16 protein-coding genes are annotated in these 16,540 nt (G+C 62.9%); 6 read left to right on the forward strand and 10 right to left on the reverse strand.

Annotated elements, in window-relative coordinates:
* The 5 genes from JJ959_RS14105 to JJ959_RS14125 all read right to left on the reverse strand — a co-directional run bounded on the left by JJ959_RS14105 (position 1) and on the right by JJ959_RS14125 (position 3,773).
* Positions 1-780: a class I SAM-dependent methyltransferase gene (locus tag JJ959_RS14105; protein ID WP_292884612.1), complete on the reverse strand. Its 780-nt coding sequence runs from the start codon at positions 778-780 to the stop codon at positions 1-3.
* A gap of 85 nt (positions 781-865) precedes the next feature.
* Complete coding sequence (locus JJ959_RS14110) at positions 866-1,699, reverse strand: MBL fold metallo-hydrolase (protein WP_292884613.1); 834 nt, start codon at positions 1,697-1,699, stop codon at positions 866-868.
* A 123-nt stretch (positions 1,700-1,822) separates the two neighbouring features.
* On the reverse strand, positions 1,823-2,512 hold the full coding sequence (locus JJ959_RS14115) for a response regulator transcription factor (protein WP_292884615.1): 690 nt from the start codon (positions 2,510-2,512) through the stop codon (positions 1,823-1,825).
* A gap of 70 nt (positions 2,513-2,582) precedes the next feature.
* The gene (locus tag JJ959_RS14120) at positions 2,583-2,888 is read right to left on the reverse strand and encodes a DUF427 domain-containing protein (protein ID WP_292884617.1); all 306 of its coding nucleotides are present in this window, start codon (positions 2,886-2,888) and stop codon (positions 2,583-2,585) included.
* Between the two features lie 15 nt (positions 2,889-2,903).
* Positions 2,904-3,773 (reverse strand): alpha/beta hydrolase, encoded by an 870-nt coding sequence (locus JJ959_RS14125; protein WP_292884619.1) that lies wholly within the window; start codon positions 3,771-3,773, stop codon positions 2,904-2,906.
* Between the two features lie 101 nt (positions 3,774-3,874).
* On the opposite strand from JJ959_RS14125, the gene ribA reads away from it, so the two are divergent.
* The 3 genes from ribA to JJ959_RS14140 all read left to right on the forward strand — a co-directional run bounded on the left by ribA (position 3,875) and on the right by JJ959_RS14140 (position 6,548).
* Positions 3,875-5,032 (forward strand): GTP cyclohydrolase II, encoded by a 1,158-nt coding sequence (ribA, locus tag JJ959_RS14130; RefSeq protein ID WP_292884621.1) that lies wholly within the window; start codon positions 3,875-3,877, stop codon positions 5,030-5,032.
* An 89-nt stretch (positions 5,033-5,121) separates the two neighbouring features.
* Positions 5,122-5,994 carry a hypothetical protein gene (locus tag JJ959_RS14135; protein ID WP_292884622.1) on the forward strand — a complete coding sequence of 291 codons (873 nt, stop codon included), beginning with the start codon at positions 5,122-5,124 and terminating at the stop codon, positions 5,992-5,994.
* Between the two features lie 80 nt (positions 5,995-6,074).
* On the forward strand, positions 6,075-6,548 hold the full coding sequence (locus JJ959_RS14140) for a L,D-transpeptidase family protein (protein ID WP_292884780.1): 474 nt from the start codon (positions 6,075-6,077) through the stop codon (positions 6,546-6,548).
* On the opposite strand, the gene JJ959_RS14145 is transcribed toward JJ959_RS14140, so the two are convergent.
* The 5 genes from JJ959_RS14145 to JJ959_RS14165 all read right to left on the reverse strand — a co-directional run bounded on the left by JJ959_RS14145 (position 6,545) and on the right by JJ959_RS14165 (position 12,489).
* Complete coding sequence (locus tag JJ959_RS14145; protein WP_292884625.1) at positions 6,545-7,246, reverse strand: YggS family pyridoxal phosphate-dependent enzyme; 702 nt, start codon at positions 7,244-7,246, stop codon at positions 6,545-6,547. The genes JJ959_RS14140 and JJ959_RS14145 overlap by 4 nt on opposite strands.
* A gap of 4 nt (positions 7,247-7,250) precedes the next feature.
* Positions 7,251-9,161 carry a tetratricopeptide repeat-containing sulfotransferase family protein gene (locus JJ959_RS14150; RefSeq protein ID WP_292884627.1) on the reverse strand — a complete coding sequence of 637 codons (1,911 nt, stop codon included), beginning with the start codon at positions 9,159-9,161 and terminating at the stop codon, positions 7,251-7,253.
* Positions 9,162-9,182: 21 nt separating this feature from the next.
* Complete coding sequence (locus JJ959_RS14155) at positions 9,183-10,028, reverse strand: sulfotransferase domain-containing protein (protein ID WP_292884630.1); 846 nt, start codon at positions 10,026-10,028, stop codon at positions 9,183-9,185.
* A 19-nt stretch (positions 10,029-10,047) separates the two neighbouring features.
* Positions 10,048-11,235, reverse strand: coding sequence for a cupin domain-containing protein (locus JJ959_RS14160; RefSeq protein ID WP_292884633.1), 1,188 nt, complete (start codon positions 11,233-11,235; stop codon positions 10,048-10,050).
* 150 nt (positions 11,236-11,385) lie between these two features.
* On the reverse strand, positions 11,386-12,489 hold the full coding sequence (locus JJ959_RS14165) for a porin (protein ID WP_292884636.1): 1,104 nt from the start codon (positions 12,487-12,489) through the stop codon (positions 11,386-11,388).
* 337 nt (positions 12,490-12,826) lie between these two features.
* Between JJ959_RS14165 and JJ959_RS14170 the strand changes: the two genes are divergently transcribed.
* From JJ959_RS14170 to lptE, 3 genes are all read left to right on the forward strand, one after another.
* The gene (locus JJ959_RS14170) at positions 12,827-13,360 is read left to right on the forward strand and encodes a DUF3576 domain-containing protein (protein ID WP_292884639.1); all 534 of its coding nucleotides are present in this window, start codon (positions 12,827-12,829) and stop codon (positions 13,358-13,360) included.
* Positions 13,361-13,454: 94 nt separating this feature from the next.
* Complete coding sequence (gene leuS, locus JJ959_RS14175) at positions 13,455-16,016, forward strand: leucine--tRNA ligase (protein WP_292884642.1); 2,562 nt, start codon at positions 13,455-13,457, stop codon at positions 16,014-16,016.
* Complete coding sequence (lptE, locus tag JJ959_RS14180) at positions 16,009-16,530, forward strand: LPS assembly lipoprotein LptE (protein ID WP_292884645.1); 522 nt, start codon at positions 16,009-16,011, stop codon at positions 16,528-16,530. Before leuS ends, lptE begins: the two co-directional genes overlap by 8 nt.
* Positions 16,531-16,540: the final 10 nt, after the last annotated feature.

Below are 16,540 nucleotides of genomic sequence, written 5' to 3' on the forward strand. Positions count from 1 at the left end.
CTAGAGCTTCTCGAGCCAAAGGCTGGTCTCCAGAGCTCCGTCGGGAAGCGGCAGCCAGCCGAGATCCGGCGCCTCTGACGTTCCGAGCAGACGGGTCCGGGCGAAATGGCTCGAGAACAGAGGCGCGAAGCCCTTGCCCGCGAGCAGCGCGGCGACCAGCAGCTGCTCGTTATATGTGCGCCACGCCCAGGCTTCGGGATAGGGGTCAGGCAACACTATGTCGTGAATATGCACCAAGAGACCCGCCGGCAGCGTCGGCAGCAGGTGATTGAGGACCAGATCCACGTCCGATCCCGGCAGCGCCAGATGGCTGGAATCGAGAAACAGGATATCGCCCGCCCCGAGCCGCGGCAGATCTCCCGGCTCCACCTGCTGGATCGTCCGGTTCAGGAAGCGGACCCCGGTGCCGCTGAGATCCGCGCGGGGCGCAGGATCGACACAGGTGATCTCGGTGGCGAGGCCGCCGTCGCGGACAGCGCGGGCGAGGAAGCGCGTGCTGTGCCCCGATCCGATCTCCAGGATCCGCGCCGGACGGCGTTCGCGGACCAGCACATAGGCGGCCGCGGCATCGAGGGCCGGAAACCAGTCCTGCCGCCAGCGCGGTTCCGGCGGCGGTGCGTCGCCGATCGCCAGGAGCGCCTCACGGTAGCTCTCGATCTCGCGCAACACGCCGCTGAATGCCGGTAGCGCCTCGCCGGCAAAGCGCTCCTCGATCCACGCATACCGACTACCTTCGCTAGGCACCTCCGCTGCATAACGGTAGGGCATAAAGTAACCCATTGGTTTAATGCCTAGAATCGTGCTTAGGCCCAAGCGTATGCGGCGCCAGGTATGTCCCTTTGACGGGTGATTGGATCGGGTCATATCAGAGTGTAATCGTCAGGCCTTCATGGGCCGCGACCGTGCCCGGACGACGTTCTTCGGCCTGCCGCACGATCTCGTCCATGACTTCGTCGGTGTGGCTCGGATCATGATGGAACAGAACCAGCTTGCCGACTCCCGCCGCGTCCGCGAGCCGGATTCCCTCCTGCCAGGTGGAATGGCCCCAGCCGACGAATTTCGGGAATTCCTCGTCGGTATAGCAGGCGTCGTAGATCATCACGTCCGCGCCCTCGATCAGCTCAAGGATATTCCGGTCGGGGTCGCCCGGCACATGCTCGGTGTCGGTCACATAGCAGATCGACTTTCCGGCATAGTCGAAGCGGTAGCCGATCGCGCCCTGGGGATGGTTCAGCATCGTGGTGCGCACGGAAATCTCGGGGCCGAATTCGAGGACATCGCCCGGAGCGAAGTTTCTGAAAGCCAGCTCCGACTGGAAAACCTCAAGCGGCACCGGAAACAGCGGCGACGACATCAGGCGGGCGAGGACATCCCGCATGTCCTTACCGCCGGAGAGGTGGCCGGACCAGATCCTGAACACGTTGCCTTTCTTGAAGGCGGAGGTGAAGAACGGCAATCCGCCGATATGATCGAGGTGCGAATGCGTGAAGAGCATATCCGCATCCACCGCGCCCGTCTTGTCGAGCGCGAGGCCGAGATTGCGCAGTCCGGTGCCGGCGTCGAGGATAAACAGTCTTTCGCCGCAGCGTATTTCCAGACAGGCCGTATTGCCGCCATAGCGCACGAAGTCCGGCCCCGGGCAGGCGAGGCTTCCGCGTGCCCCCCAGATCCGGACAAAAAACTCGGCTCCCGGCGACAAGATCGATCCCCCCACCCAATTTCGGGCTAAATTGCCGGCTTAATCGGTGCCGCAAGTCTGCATGACCCGCGCCGACGTGAAAAGATCAAATCGGGACAAGCGCCTAATTGGACTCCACGGTGCTCACGGCACCAGCCGGTAGCCGCCGGGATCGGTCACGAGGATCTGCGCATTCGATGGATCGATCTCGATCTTCTGACGCAACCTGTAGACATGGGTTTCCAGCGTGTGCGTGGTCACCCCGGCATTGTATCCCCAGACCTCGTTCAGCAGGGTCTCGCGCTTCACCATGCGTCCGCCGGTCCGGTAGAGATATTTCAGGATCGCGGTTTCCTTTTCCGTCAGCCGCACCTTCTTGTTCTTGGCCTCGTCGATCAGCAGCTTGGCGCTGGGACGGAAACTGTAGGGACCGATGGTGAAGACCGCGTCGTCGCTCTGTTCGTGCTGGCGCAGATGCGCCCGCATGCGCGCGAGGAGGACGGCGATCTTGAACGGTTTGGTGACGTAGTCGTTGGCGCCGGCATCGAGACCGAGAATCGTATCAGCATCGCCGTCCTGCGCCGTCAGCATCACGACCGGAGACTTCACCCCATGGCGCCGGATCAGCCGGCAGACGTCGCGCCCGTCCATATCGGGCAGGCCGACATCGAGCAGAATCAGATCGAAATGGGCCGACTTGACGGTCTCCAGCGCCTCCGCTCCGGTCTCCACCGCCTGGACTGCAAATTCTTCATGCAGTTCCAGCTGCTCGGCCAGCGTGACCCGAAGCGCTTCGTCGTCTTCGACCAGCAGGACTTTCTTACCGTTCACCATCACCCGTCACGATCCGCTACATAAATGGAAATCCACACTTAAGTAGATTGCGCCGCGAATACCAGAGTCTTTAGACCGGTTCCACGACGACCTCTTTCCAGAAACTGACGAAGTCTCGAAGACGCGCCGCTTTTCTTGTCGGCCGTGGATAGGACCATGCGGCACTCTCGACGACCCGGTCTCCGGCCGTCACATCATAGTAGACCGCCTCCCCGCGCCACGGACATTGCGTCCTCGTCCCGCTATCCTTCAGCAGCTCGAAATTGACGGAATCCGGCGGAAAATAGACGCTTCCCTCGATCGTAATTGTGTCCCTTTCCGATGCCCGCGCGATTTCGGTATCGCCAAGTCGGGCCACCAGAACCTGATCGAACATGACCCTGCCCCCGCCTCAGAAGGCCGGCGCCAGGATCAGCCGGAGCATGGCCTGGCACAGCGGATGGTGCGGATCGCCGAAGGCCTCAAGCGCGGTAAAATGATCGCGATCAGGCAGATCGACGAGCTCGACAGGCTGCCGCTTCGCCCTGAGCGCTTCGGCAAGCTCGTCGCGCTGGCGCAGATATTCCGGCCCTTCCAGGCCGCCGACCGTCAGCAGGTGCGGCGGCAGCCTCAGGCCCGCGGCATCCGCGTCGCGCACGCGTGCGATCGGCGACAGGGCCTCCGCCTCCTCTTGCGAGAGAGACAGCACATCGTTCAGATAACAGAGCCGGATCGGCTCCAGATCATGCAGCCCGCTTACCGAGCAGATGCCCTTCAGTACACCCTGCGGCATGCCGGCCGGCCCGCCCATGAAGGCCGAGAGGTGACCGCCTGCGGAATGACCCGCGAGATAGAGCCGGGACGGGTTTCCGCCGTAGCCGGACGCGTTCTCTGAAACCCAGCCGATCGCGGCCCGAATATCCTCGGTGATATCGGAGACCGAGACCTCCGGGCAGAGACGGTAGCCGACCGACACGAAGGTGATGTCCGCCGCGATGAAGGTCGGCACGAGGAAATGCGCGATCGACTTGTCCCGCATGTGCCAGTAGCCGCCGTGAACGAAGATCAGGACAGGCGCATCGCGCTTGCCGGCGGGAAAGATATCGACGCGCTGGCGGGGATGCTCCCCATAGGCGATGTCGAGATCGGCCGAGAACTGACGGCGGACCTCCGCCCCCTTGGCTTCCCATGACGCCGAGATTTCCGCGCTGTTCGCGACCTTCTTGCGGTTGTCGTACTCCCGGTCTAGTGCCGCGCGGTCATAGGTTTTGAAAAGCGTCATCGCCGTATCCATCTTTCCGTGGTTGAAAAGAAACACTGCGTTAGGCGCGGCGGCGGTTCAAGGCGCTTGACCTTGGCCCCGGGCGGAAGATGATGCGGCTCATGGAAAACACTCAGTTCAAATCCGGCGGCGGCGCGCCCGCCTCTCCCTCGACCCAGACCTCCGTCGACCGCGCGATCTCGGAACTTCGCCGCGGCGGCCTTGTGCTGGTGCACGGATCGGCCGATGACAGCGTCCTGCTGGTGCTCGCCGCCGAAATGGCCAACCAGGTGGCGCTCGCCGCAATGGTCCGCCTCGCCGGCAGCCTCCCGTCGGTGATCGTGCCGCGGAACCGGGCGCGCGACATCACGGGCAACGAGGCCATCCCGCCCTATTCCAGCATGGCGCTGCCGCGCGGCGTCGATGCGGCCCTGGTTCGCCAGATCGCCGACCCGCTGTTCGAACCGGAGAAACTCGGCGCCCTGCGCCGGGCGCTGACCATCGTCCCGGTGCGCGCCGGACGTCTCGGGCCCGCGGTGGTCCAGCTCGCCAAGTGGTCGCGGCTGCTTCCCTCGGTCGTCGTGGCTCGTGTCACCGACGTGAAAGCCGCGGAGGCCGCGCGCTGGGCCCATGCCCAGGGGCTGCTCTCCCTCGCCGTCTCCGATATCGAGGATTATGTCGAGGCGAGCGCGCGCCGCCTCAGCCGGGTCGCAACCGCGCGCGTGCCGCTCGCTGCCGCGGAAAACGCGCGGATCGTCGCCTTTCGCCCGGCCGACGGCGGCGAGGAGCATCTCGCGATCATCATCGGGGAGCCGGATTTCGACGCCCCGGTTCTGGTCCGTCTCCATTCCGAATGCCTGACCGGCGATCTTCTCGGCAGCCTGCGCTGCGATTGCGGCGACCAGCTCCGGGGGGCGCTCAAGGAGATCGGCAACCAGGGCTCCGGTATCCTGCTCTATCTCGCCCAGGAAGGCCGCGATATCGGGCTCATCAACAAGCTGCGCGCCTATCAGCTGCAGGATCTCGGCAGCGATACCGTCGACGCAAACGAACAGCTTGGCTTCGAGGCCGACGAGCGGGTCTATCTGAGCGCCGCCGAGATGCTCCACCAGCTCGGGGTGAAGTCGGTGCGGCTGATGACCAACAATCCGGAAAAGATTGCCCAGCTCAAGAGCTGCGGCGTCGATGTCGTGGAACGGGTCGCCCATATCTTCCCCTCCAATGCCCACAACGAGGGCTACCTGAAGACCAAGGCGGCGCGCACAGGCCATCTTTTCTAGGGGACTCAACAGGCTGCCTGCGAGGCGGTTTCAGCCACATTCAGCTGGTACGGGGCTTGCATTCCTGAAGGGCAAAAGGAGCCTTTGCGATGCAAGTCACTCAATCGGCGGCACAACCTGCCTGGTGGTCCCAGTCCTTTCAGTCCGGCGAACGCGACGTGAAACAGGATATCCGCGACCGGTCTTCCGTGAGCGCGGAGACCGAAACCGGCGATCAAGGTTGGGGAGAAGACGGCTTCGGGTTCGACGATTTCATCGATATCGTGAATCCGCTGCAGCATCTGCCTTTCATCTCGACACTCTACCGCGAACTGACCGGCGACAGCATCGCCCCGGCGGCGCGCATGGCAGGCGGAACCCTGTATGGCGGTCCAGCAGGCATGATCGCGAGCGTCGCCAATGTCTTTGTCGAGGCAGAGGCGGGCGCAGATATCGGCGGCACCATGGTCGCGCAGCTTACAGAGCGCGACGCCGCCCCCTCGTCCATTCCGGCGGCCGACGACAGCGGCTCCAAACAAATGCTCGCGCAAGCACCAAACGATTCGGTTCCGCAACAACCGATCTCCACCGATCTCGCCAACCTTCCCTCACCACAAGCGCTTGCCGCCTATGCTCAGGCCAGCGCCCTCGGCGTTCCGGGACGATCCAACGGGCCGGTGGACTGGAGCAGCGGTGTGATCACGCCGAAACAGGAGTCCGGACCCTCGCTGCAGAGCGTCACCGGCCGCGGACTCGATGACCTGATCCGCGAAAGCCAGGCCAAGACCGCGACGCGCAAGCGCGGACCCTCGCTGCCGTCCCTCACGGAACCGGGCCTGAAGAACCGGGGCGCCGCCCCGGTCGAGACCGCGTCCGCCAATCCTGCGAACCCACCGGCTAACCGGGCCGGGCTGGCCGATTGGATGATGAAAGCCCTCGACAAGTATGAAACCATGAAGGCTCCGGACCAGCACACGGGCTAGCCGCGCTCCTGCTGTCCTGACGGAGGGGTTTCTTGGATCTTGTTCTCAGGGCCGGCGACGCCGGCATCTACCATCTCGACATGAACGGCGAGCTGTTGCGTTGCGCGATCGGCAAGGGCGGTGTGCGGACAGACAAGCGCGAAGGCGACGGCGCGACGCCAGTCGGGCGTTTTCCTTTGCGCCGTATCTTTTACCGCCGCGACCGTCTGGCACCACCACCCGGCTGCAAGTCCCCGATCGAAATCGCACCGGATCAGGGCTGGAGCGACGACCCGGCCGATCCGGATAACTATAACCGCCTCGTCGTCCTGCCCTACGACGGCTCGCATGAGCGGCTGATGCGCGAGGATGCGGTCTACGACGTTGTGGTCGAACTCGGCTACAACGACGACCCGCCGATCCCGGGCCTGGGCAGTGCGATATTCATGCATGTCGCCCGGCCGGACTACTCCGGTACCGAGGGCTGCGTCGCCCTCGCCCTGCCGGACCTGCTGAGAGTGCTGGAACAGTGCGGAGGAGAAGGCGCGGTCGTGGTTCCGCCGGATCTCGCCTAGCCGGCGGGCTTCTGCCGTTCCCCGAAGATTGCCGTACCGACCCGCACATGGGTGGCACCGAACTCGATCGCGGTCTCGTAGTCGCCGCTCATGCCCATGCTCAGCTTCTCGAGGCCGTGGCGGCGGGCGATCTCCCGCAGGAGCGCGAAATGCAGTGCCGGTTCCTCGTCCACCGGCGGGATGCACATCAGTCCGGTGACATTGAGACCGTGCTCGTCGCGGCAGCTTTCGATGAAGGCATCGGCCTCCGAGGGCAACACGCCGGCCTTCTGCTCCTCCTCGCCGGTATTGACCTGGACGAAGCATTCGAGGCTGCGTCCCTGCTTCTTCATTTCGCCTGCGAGAACCCGGGCCAGCTTCGGACGATCAACCGTCTCGATCACGTCGAACAGAGCAACCGCATCGGCCGCCTTGTTGGTCTGGAGCGGCCCGATCAGATGCAGGGCGACATCGGGATATTTCTGCTTGAGCGCCGGCCATTTGCCTTGCGCTTCCTGGATCCGGTTCTCGCCGAAGACCCGTTGTCCTTCCTCCAGCGCCGCCTCGACGCGCTCGACCGGCTGCACCTTGCCGACGGCAACGAGCGTCACCTCGTCCGGCGCGCGGCGCGCGGCTTTCGCGGCCGCCGCGATCTGCGCGCGGACAGTCCGGAGATTGTCCGCAACGTTCACGTCGGCATCATTTTCCGCAATGTCCATCGTCTCAATCCCCATAGCCAAAGCGTTCAATTTCCGCGTGCAGCTCCTCGGCTGCCGCCATCAGTTTAGGCCCGTATCGCTGCCAGCGCGCCACGGCATGTCCGTAGAGGGGCTGCGTTACCTGCGCATAGCTCGGCGTCGCGATATAGCCCCGGCCGCGGGCGTGCTCGTGAAAGGCCAACAAGCGTTCGTCCCACTCCAGCCCGAGGAAGTTCAGCACCGGCTCGGTCGAGCCCCTCAGATCGCGCGTCATGTCCTCGTACCTGACCGTGACCACCGACAGGTTGAGGGTCTCCATGTAGCGCTCCCAGAGCGAGAAGACCTCGCGATAAAAACGGATGGTGTCATCCAGCGAGCAGAATACCGCCATGGAATGGTTGAGGCTGAAATTCTGCATCAGGCAGCTGAGGCAGACGTCGCAGGGATGACGTAGCGCCAGAATAAAGCGCGCGCGCGGAAACAGCCGCTTGATAAGTCCCGCATGGACAATGTTCAGCGGCATCTTGTCGATATAGAGCGCGCCATCCGACGGCACCATGAAGCGTGAGCGTTCAGCGAAATAGGCGGATCTGAGATCCGCAAGCTTCGCCTCCGACAGGGTCTCCAGCGCGCCCGGATAGACCCCCTCCGCCCGTAGCCTGAGCGCCAGATTGGTAATCAGCGGACGCTCTTCCAAGACCTCCACACTCGGATGGGCATTGAGCACCTGATCCAGCAAGGTGGTGCCGGAGCGCGGAAACCCGACGAGAAATACGGGGTCCGGTTCGCCCGGAGCGGGGGCCGCCACATCCTTCGCCCAGGCAGGGACCTTGGAATATGCAACCGCCAGCTCCGCCACTTCGGAGAATGCACGACCCGGCTCGAGCTGACCGTCGCGGAATTCCTCGAACTGCACACGGTTGGCCGTCTCGAACCATTCGAGGGCCTCCTCGCACTCCCCGAGCGCGTCCAATGTCTGCGCCAGTTCGAAACCGAGCCTGAACGTGTCGGGTCCTTGAGCAATTCCCTTCAGAGCCGGCACGAGCAACGATTTTGCCTCTTCGTGACGTTTCAGCCGCCGAAGCACGCGCCCTCGAAGAGCCGTCAGAAACTGATCCTGCGGCGCGAGGAAGCCTCCGTTCCGCGCAACCAGCAGCGCCTCTTCGAGAGCCGACTGCCGGTCGAGCAGCTCGGCGAGGAGCCTCAGGGATGCGGTTTGCCGCGGGTCCGCTGTAACAGCACGCCGTGCCATCCGGACCGCCCGCGCGAGATCGCCGGTTTCACGGCAGAATTGCGCCAGCGCGCGAAGCACCCGCGGATCTGCTGTATCCCCGCGTAGAAGTTCGTCGAAGCGCTGCTTCGCGGCCTCGGTGCGGCCCATCGAGAGATAGATGCTGGCAAGATTGCTGCGGATCTCGATAGCGTCATCCCGCCGCGCGGCCCGTTCGAGCATTTCGGCGGCGCGCGGCAGGTTCCACTGACTGCGGTAGATCACCGCCAGATTGTTCAGCACAGCCGGATCGTCGCCCAGCGCCAGTGCCGTTTCGAGCGCGGGCGCCGCCACGTCGTAGCGCCCGAGTTCCAGCAAGATGCTGCCGTGGAGTTTCTGGACCTGCGGGTTATCGCGAAGCCGCCCGGCAATCGGCCCGAGCAGCTCGGCGGCGGAAGCGGCAGCACCTCTGTGGAACCGCACCTGCGCCAGGTTCACCGCGACCTGAAGTTCCGTCGCCGGTGCCAGACTGCGGGCCTTTTCCAGAAGCGCCTCGGCGCGCTCGAAATGCCCGCCGGACGCCTCCAGCATGCCGAACGTGTAGAACGGCCGCCAGTCACCCCCGGCCTTGCGCAAGACGCGCGCATATTTTTCGCGCGCATCCCTCCAGCGCCCGGCCGAAGCGAGGCGCTGGATCGGCCCGAGATCGTTGGACGCTGCTGCCATTCAAACCCCGATATCGACGGATCAGACGCGCGGCGTTCCTGACTTGGAAATATATCCAAGCTCCAGGAGCAGATCGTAATGGCGCTCGGTCAGGCGTTTCACGTGATCCTCGCTGAGCACCTGCCGGTAGCCGCCGACGCCGCCGGCACGGAAGAATTTCTGCGACTGGTGCACCCGCTCGCGGAAACCTGTCTGCTTCTCCTGGCCGGCGACCACAGAAAAGCTGCTGTTTCGGATCGCGCGCTTCAGTCTTTCGGAGTCCTTCGGCACACCGAGATACCGCATGAAGGCTCCGAACGCCTTGGTCGGATTCTTTGCCATCGCCTCGTATTTCAGGGTCAGCGGATTGAAATTCTCGACGGCGTGCCAGCTCCGGTAGTGATCGGTCCAGGTGCCCAGCACCTGGAATACGGCAGCCTTTGTCGTCCGGGTCGTCTGCAGATAGGAGGTCATGGCCTCCACCGCATCGTCCAGCGAGAGCCGGTAATGGTCCGCATAGGAAACCGTTACGTCGTAGACGTTGCGCACGACATAGACGGCGCCGGCCGTATGCTCGAGATGAATCAGCGGTCGGCCTTCATGCATCATCAGCGCGTTATGCGTCTTCACGATCGCGGTTTCCGGCTGCGACGCCCAGGATTTCTGCAGCGGCTCGCGAAGCGCATGGATATCCGCATCGCTCAGCTGCGCAAGCGGCTTGCCGGCGATCTGTTCATAGAGCGGCCCCATCATGTCGCCGAACCGCACGACCCCGAGATCGTTGATCGAAACCGGCTCCGGGCTGTTCCGGAACAGGTTCTCGATGAAGATCCGGAGCCAGGTGTTGCCCGATTTGGGAAAGGAGGCGAGCCACAGAATACCGCTCATCGCGCTGTTTCCAGAATCGTCATCCGCGCAGCCGCCAGATCACCCCGTGTTTGGCGAGCGCACCCAGGAGCGCCTCGAACTGCGGAACCCGGTCCGGGAAGGCCGCACGAAGGTCGGAAAGCCAGATTTCTTCCGACCCGACGATTTTCTCGACGACCGCGTAGTCCTCTTTCGCAATGTCGAGGCTGAAGCCTTCTCCGCTGAGAGTCGCCGCCTGCCCCCTGCGCGCCAGCTTCACCGGGCGCCGTGTGACCATGAAGTAGATATCGGGCGTGCGGTCGGGAAGATTATGGCGCACCACCTTGTCGGCCACCTGAGCCATCAGATAGCCGCGGACATGATTGTGGAACTCCGGCCGTGCCATATGTTCTGCAACCTTCTTGCCAAGCTCCGTGATGTAGTTGGCAAGGTCATCCCCGTCATCGAAATGTGGGATTCGCTTCCGGAAGAACTCGTCCTGATGGAGATACGGGGTCAGCATGTTGAGCGAGGAGTGACCGTCGACATAGGTGGCGCCGAAGGACAGGTGCAGCGACGCGGTATCCGTGGTCATCGCGTCGTGATAGAGCCCGCGCGGCAGGTAGAGCACATCGCCCGGGCGCATCACGATCTGCTGCATGACCTCGCCCTTCTGCTGATTGTGCTGCTCACGGGAGAAGTCGCCCGGACGGACCCGCGGCACATCGATCGCCTCGTTGACCCGTCCCCGATAGATGTTCCAGGTCTTCTCGCCCTCGATCTGGATCGCGAAGACGCACATCGTATCGAAGTGAGAGTGATAAGCCTGAACGCTTTTCCAGGAACAATAGGCGTTGCAGGACGCGTGCGTGCCGGTCAGACGTTCGATGAACCGGGTGGCATCCTGGATCGAGGGATGAATTCCCTCGATGAAGTCGAGGACCAGGCTTGCGCCCTTGGACATCAGGAAACGGACGCGTTCGGGATCGGGAACGAGAACGTTGGCGCCCCTGCGGTCGCGTCCCGGCTGGCAATACTGCTCGGACGGCAGGACGTTGCCGTCCACAGCCATCTCCATAAAACTTGCGTTCCACAGTTTCGACCGGTTGATCAGGTCATTCATTTGTTCCCAGCTGAAGAGCGCGTCGACCGGATCGAAGGAGCCTTTTTCGAAGTAATAGGCCTTGTCCCAGTAATCGCTCAAGAACTGGTCGCGGGTGATTTTCTTGAAGAAATTCTCGAACTGCACGCTCTCGCCCCCTCATTCCGGTCTGCTTCGGATGTGTATATCAGGGGCTGGGACAGTTCCAAAGCGGCAGACGGCAAATCAGATGCATGCCGCAAAAAGAAAAGGGGCCGCACAAGGCGGCCCCTTCCCGAAGTCCGTAATCCCGGAGGATTAGAAGGACAGCTTCATGCCGACGACGAAGAAGGTGCCATCGGTACCTTCCGCGCCAGTGTTGTCGGTGTCGTACTCGGTGTGGCCGAGGGTGGCCGCAGCGGTCACGCCCGGGCCGAGCGCGTACTTGCCGGACAGAGCATAGGTGTTCTGTTCGCCGGTACCGGAGGTCACACCGGCAGTGGTGGAACCTTCACGCTCGCCGTGGAACCAGCCGAGGCTGACGCCCCACGGGCCAGAGGCATAAGCGACGCCGAGGTTGTAGCCTTCTTCGTCCAGGGCATCGGTGGTGCCTTCGGACTTGGCATAGGACGCGCCGGCGGAGAAGCCGCCGAAGCCGACGGTCAGGCCGAGGGCCCAAGCAGCCGGGTCGTCCTGACCAGCGGTCGCACCTTCGGTGAACGTGCCGTAACCACCGGAAACGCCGAGGTCGAAGCCGCCGAGGTCACGCTTGAAGTTGGCACCGATCGCATAGCCGTCAGAGAAGCTGGCGTTGCGGTCCGGCTGACCGTTGGCGTCCTGGCCGTTGTCCGGAATATAGGACACACCAAGCTGGAAGCCTTCGATACGCGGCGTGTAGTAGGTCAGCTTTTCGGAGTCGTTGGTCCGGTTCGGCTCAACGTTGGTGGAACCGAACGGGCTGCGGAAGAAGCCGCCGGAGACGGAAGCCGGCTGGGTCACCCAGTCGCCCTGGTCACCGGAGTTGATGCCGATGCCATACTCGTCCGGAGCATAGTTCATCTTGTAGAGAGCGGAGTTCTCAGAACCCAGGTTGATCTCACCAAAGTTGCCTTTGACGATCAGGTAGGATTCGTCGATCTGGTCACCAGCGTTGCTGTTGGCTTCCAGCTGGACGTTGATGCCGACAGAAATGCCGTTGTCCAGGGTGGTCATGCCGGTGAAGTGGATTTCGGAGTCGGACTTGACGTCGAAACCGCTGTAGTCGTTGGTGGAACCGGTGCCTTCGTCCTGAGAGACGTAGCCGAACCACTGTTCCATGTAACCGCCGACAGACACTTTGAGCTTTTCAGCAGCGTCCGCGGACGGCGAGGCGATCATGCCAGCGGCAACAATCGCGGTCGTTCCGAGAAGAATCTTTTTCATTTTCCCCTACTCCCGAGAGTCGTCGGTTGAATTAACGCGGTCAGTTGAATGCAGATGAACTGCTTAACCCCCTAACCTGACGTCAAAGCATCACTATTCGGTCCCCCTGTGACCGTCAAGAAAGACAGGCCGGACATTTATGCAAATCTGTCTCAATGTGGCGAAAATGCCACAAACCCATGGCACATCGGGGATTTATCGGATTTAGTGCCGACTCGACGGCTGCCTCCACATGGCAAGTTGTTCCGAACCCATAGAAACGGTAAAAGGCGTCTCGACCACATGAAAAACGCGAGTGCGAATCTTGGCTGATTTAAGGATTCCGGGGCTTTTGGGAATGTGCGGCCGACTGAAATACGCGGCTCTGTTGGGCGTGTTCGCCCTTGCGGCATGCGAAGGCGCGGATATCGAGTACGAATATCCGCGCTCCGGGCCGGGCGGCCGGCCGACCTATGAGAAAGAGTCAAAAGTCTTCGGCGAGGACGGCTTCACACTCTTCGGAGAGGATGCCGACAAGCAGCAACAGCAGGGGGCACTCGGTTCGGGCATTGCGGTGAACAGCTTTCTCTGGCGCGCCTCGCTCGACACCATTTCCTTTATGCCGCTCGCATCCGCGGATCCGTTCGGTGGCGTGATCATCACCGACTGGTACTCGCCGCCGGAAACCCCGAACGAGCGCTTCAAGATCAATATCTTCATCCTCGATCGGGCACTCCGGTCGGACGGCGTGCGCGCGAAGGTGTTCAAACAGCGCATCGCGGCCGACGGCCAGTGGCAGGACATCGGAACCGAGGAGAAGCTCCATCGGGATCTGGAGGATGCGATCCTCACCCGTGCGCGCCAACTACGGATCGGCACCACCGGGAACTGACGCCGGAGAGGTGTATCCAGACCGCCCGGCTCCTGATGGGGAGCCGGTTTTGAAGACGATCAGGCGCCCGGGCGCCAAAGACCAAGGCCAAGAGATGTCCCGTTACAATTTTCGCGAAACCGAGTCGAAGTGGCAGCGTGTCTGGGAAGAGCAGCACTGCTTCGAAGTGAGCGAAGATCCGGAAAAGCCGAAATACTATGTCCTCGAGATGTTCCCCTATCCGTCCGGGCGCATCCATATGGGGCATGTGCGGAACTATACGCTTGGCGACCTCGTCGCCCGCTACAAGAAGGCGAAGGGCTTCAATGTCCTGCACCCGATGGGCTGGGACGCCTTCGGCTTGCCGGCGGAGAACGCGGCCTTCGAGCGCGGCGTGCATCCGGCGAAATGGACGCACGAGAACATCGCCTCCATGCGCGAGCAGCTGAAAAGCATGGGGCTGTCCTACGACTGGCGGCGGGAGATCGCGACCTGCGATCCGTCCTATTACCGCCACGAGCAGAAAATGTTCCTCGACTTCTACAAGGCGGGGCTCGCCTACAAGAAGGAGAGTTGGGTCAACTGGGATCCGGTCGAGAACACGGTGCTCGCCAACGAGCAGGTGATCGACGGCATGGGCTGGCGCTCCGGCGCCCCGGTCGAGAAGCGCCTGCTGTCGCAATGGTTCCTGAAGATCACCGAATATGCCGACGAGCTGCTGGAAGCGCTTGAGGGTCTGGACCGCTGGCCCGACCGTGTCACGCTCATGCAGCACAACTGGATCGGCAAGTCGGAGGGCGCCCGCGTCTTCTTCAAGCTGAAAGACAACGAGGAGAAGCTCGAGGTCTTTACCACGCGTCCCGATACGCTCTACGGCGCGTCCTTCTGCGCAATCGCGGCAAACCACCCGATCGCGGCGCAGGTGGCGGAGAACAACCCGGCGCTCAAGGAGTTCATCGCCGAGTGCAACCGCATGGGCACCAGCGAAACCGAAATCGAGACGGCCGAGAAGAAAGGCTTCGATACCGGACTCAAGGTCGTCCATCCGCTCGACGAAAGCTGGGAACTACCGGTCTATGTCGCGAATTTCGTGCTGATGGAATACGGCACCGGCGCGATCTTCGGCTGTCCGGCGCACGATCAGCGCGACCTCGACTTCGCCCGTAAATACGACCTGCCGGTGACGCCGGTCGTGCTGCCGCCCGATGCCGACGCCGCGAGCTTCGAGGTCGGAACCGAAGCCTATGTCGGTCCGGGCAAGATCTACAATTCGGACTTCCTCGACGGGCTGTCGGTCGACGAGGCCAAATCGAAAGTGGCAGAACGCCTGCAGTCAATGGGGTGCGGCGAAAAGACGACGACCTATCGCCTGCGCGACTGGGGCGTTTCCCGCCAGCGGTACTGGGGCTGCCCGGTTCCCTTCATTCACTGCCCGGATTGCGGCGAGGTTCCGGTTCCGGAAGCGGACCTCCCGGTCGAACTGCCGGAAGACGTCGAGTTCGAGGGTGCCGGCAACCCGCTCGACCGGCATCCGACCTGGAAGCACGTTGCCTGCCCGAGCTGCGGCGGCAAGGCCGAGCGCGAGACCGATACGTTCGACACGTTCTTCGAATCCTCCTGGTACTTCGCGCGCTTCGCCGACGCCGAGGCCGAGAACGCCTTCTCGAAGGAGGCGGCGGAGTACTGGCTGCCGGTCGACCAGTATATCGGCGGCATCGAGCACGCCGTCCTGCACCTGCTCTATTCCCGCTTCTTCACCCGCGCGCTGAAGAAATGCGGCTACCTCAATCTCGACGAGCCCTTCGCCGGCCTGATGACCCAGGGCATGGTCTGTCACGAGACCTACAAGGATGAGAAAGGCGCCTGGCTGTTTCCGACCGAGGTGAGGAAGGAAGGTTCCGGCTTCGTCAAGGCTGCCGACGGAACGCCCGTCAAGGCCGGCCGCATCGAGAAGATGAGCAAGTCGAAGCGTAACGTGGTCGATCCGGAAAACATCATCGGCAGCTATGGCGCCGACACGGCCCGGCTCTTCATGCTGTCGGACTCGCCGCCGGAGCGCGATCTCGAATGGACCGAGTCCGGGGTCGAGGGATCCTGGCGCTATCTCAGCCGTCTCTGGCGCCTGATCACCGAGCCGGCGAAACCCTTCGCGCCGCGCGGCACCGCCCGGCCGGCCGAGCTTTCCGGCAAGGCGGAAGCGGCCGAGAAGGCCGTGCACAAGGCAATCAAGGGGATCGGGGAGGCGATCGAGCGGTTCCGCTTCAATACGGCGGTCGCCCAGGTGCGCGAACTCAGCAACACCCTCGCGGAACTTGACGGTGACGACGAGGGCTCCGCCTGGGCCCGCCGTTTCGGCTACGAGACCCTGGTCCGGCTGGTCGAACCGATGGTTCCGCATATCGCCGAGGAACTCTGGGTCGAACTGGGCGGCGAAGGCCTGCTCACGAACGTGCCCTGGCCCGTCTTTAGCGAGGATTTGGTACGCGACGACACGCTTACCATCGCCGTACAGGTCAACGGAAAGTTGCGCGGCACAATAGAAGCTGCACGCGATGCGGACAAATCCGGTGTCGAGGAAGCCGCACTGGCCCTCGAGAACGTGCAGAAGATCCTCGAAGGCAAGGCTCCGCGCCGGGTTATCGTGGTTCCCAACAAGATTGTGAATATCGTTGCCTAGAGCGCTTACCGCCTCCGTCCTGGTTCTTCTCCTCGCCCTCGGCGCCTGCGGGTTCCAGCCGGTCTACGGGAAACGGGCCGGCGAGAGCGGGCGGCAGAGCGCCGTGACGGAGGATCTCGCCTCGATCGCGATCTCGACGATCGCGGACCGGGCCGGTCAGCTGCTCCGCAACAGCCTGCTCGACAAGTTGACCCCTCGGGGCACGCCGGGCCGCGCACGATACCGGCTCGATGTCGGTCTGAGCGAGACGCGGTCCAATCTTGTGATCCTGAAAGATTCGACTTCGACCTTCGCCAAGGTCCGGTTCGCGGCCACCTTCGTTCTGGTCGACCTGGAGACGGGACAGCCGGTGCATCGCGGACAATCCGAGTCCACGACCACCTTCAACCGGGTAGATTCGGATTTCGCAACGCTTTCCGCCGAGAAAGATGCGCGCAGGCGCGCCGCCGATGAAATCAGCGAGGATATCCGGCTGCGTCTCGGTCTTTATTTCAATCGCCTGCGCAGCTCCTGACGGAGATCTG

The sequence above is a fragment of the Nisaea sp. genome (genome assembly GCF_017640745.1).
Classification (GTDB): Bacteria; Pseudomonadota; Alphaproteobacteria; order Thalassobaculales; family Thalassobaculaceae; genus Nisaea.

Excerpts from the sequence above, each read along its gene's own strand:
- JJ959_RS14140 (WP_292884780.1), top strand. The coding sequence starts at position 6,075 with ATGAACGGCGAGCTGTTGCGTTGCGCGATCGGCAAGGGCGGTGTGCGG.
- leuS (WP_292884642.1), top strand. The coding sequence starts at position 13,455 with ATGTCCCGTTACAATTTTCGCGAAACCGAGTCGAAGTGGCAGCGTGTC.
- JJ959_RS14105 (WP_292884612.1), bottom strand. The coding sequence starts at position 780 with ATGGGTTACTTTATGCCCTACCGTTATGCAGCGGAGGTGCCTAGCGAA.
- JJ959_RS14120 (WP_292884617.1), bottom strand. The coding sequence starts at position 2,888 with ATGTTCGATCAGGTTCTGGTGGCCCGACTTGGCGATACCGAAATCGCG.
- JJ959_RS14115 (WP_292884615.1), bottom strand. The coding sequence starts at position 2,512 with ATGGTGAACGGTAAGAAAGTCCTGCTGGTCGAAGACGACGAAGCGCTT.
- ribA (WP_292884621.1), top strand. The coding sequence starts at position 3,875 with ATGGAAAACACTCAGTTCAAATCCGGCGGCGGCGCGCCCGCCTCTCCC.
- JJ959_RS14170 (WP_292884639.1), top strand. The coding sequence starts at position 12,827 with ATGTGCGGCCGACTGAAATACGCGGCTCTGTTGGGCGTGTTCGCCCTT.
- JJ959_RS14165 (WP_292884636.1), bottom strand. The coding sequence starts at position 12,489 with ATGAAAAAGATTCTTCTCGGAACGACCGCGATTGTTGCCGCTGGCATG.
- JJ959_RS14150 (WP_292884627.1), bottom strand. The coding sequence starts at position 9,161 with ATGGCAGCAGCGTCCAACGATCTCGGGCCGATCCAGCGCCTCGCTTCG.
- JJ959_RS14145 (WP_292884625.1), bottom strand. The coding sequence starts at position 7,246 with ATGGACATTGCGGAAAATGATGCCGACGTGAACGTTGCGGACAATCTC.
- JJ959_RS14135 (WP_292884622.1), top strand. The coding sequence starts at position 5,122 with ATGCAAGTCACTCAATCGGCGGCACAACCTGCCTGGTGGTCCCAGTCC.
- JJ959_RS14155 (WP_292884630.1), bottom strand. The coding sequence starts at position 10,028 with ATGAGCGGTATTCTGTGGCTCGCCTCCTTTCCCAAATCGGGCAACACC.
- JJ959_RS14125 (WP_292884619.1), bottom strand. The coding sequence starts at position 3,773 with ATGACGCTTTTCAAAACCTATGACCGCGCGGCACTAGACCGGGAGTAC.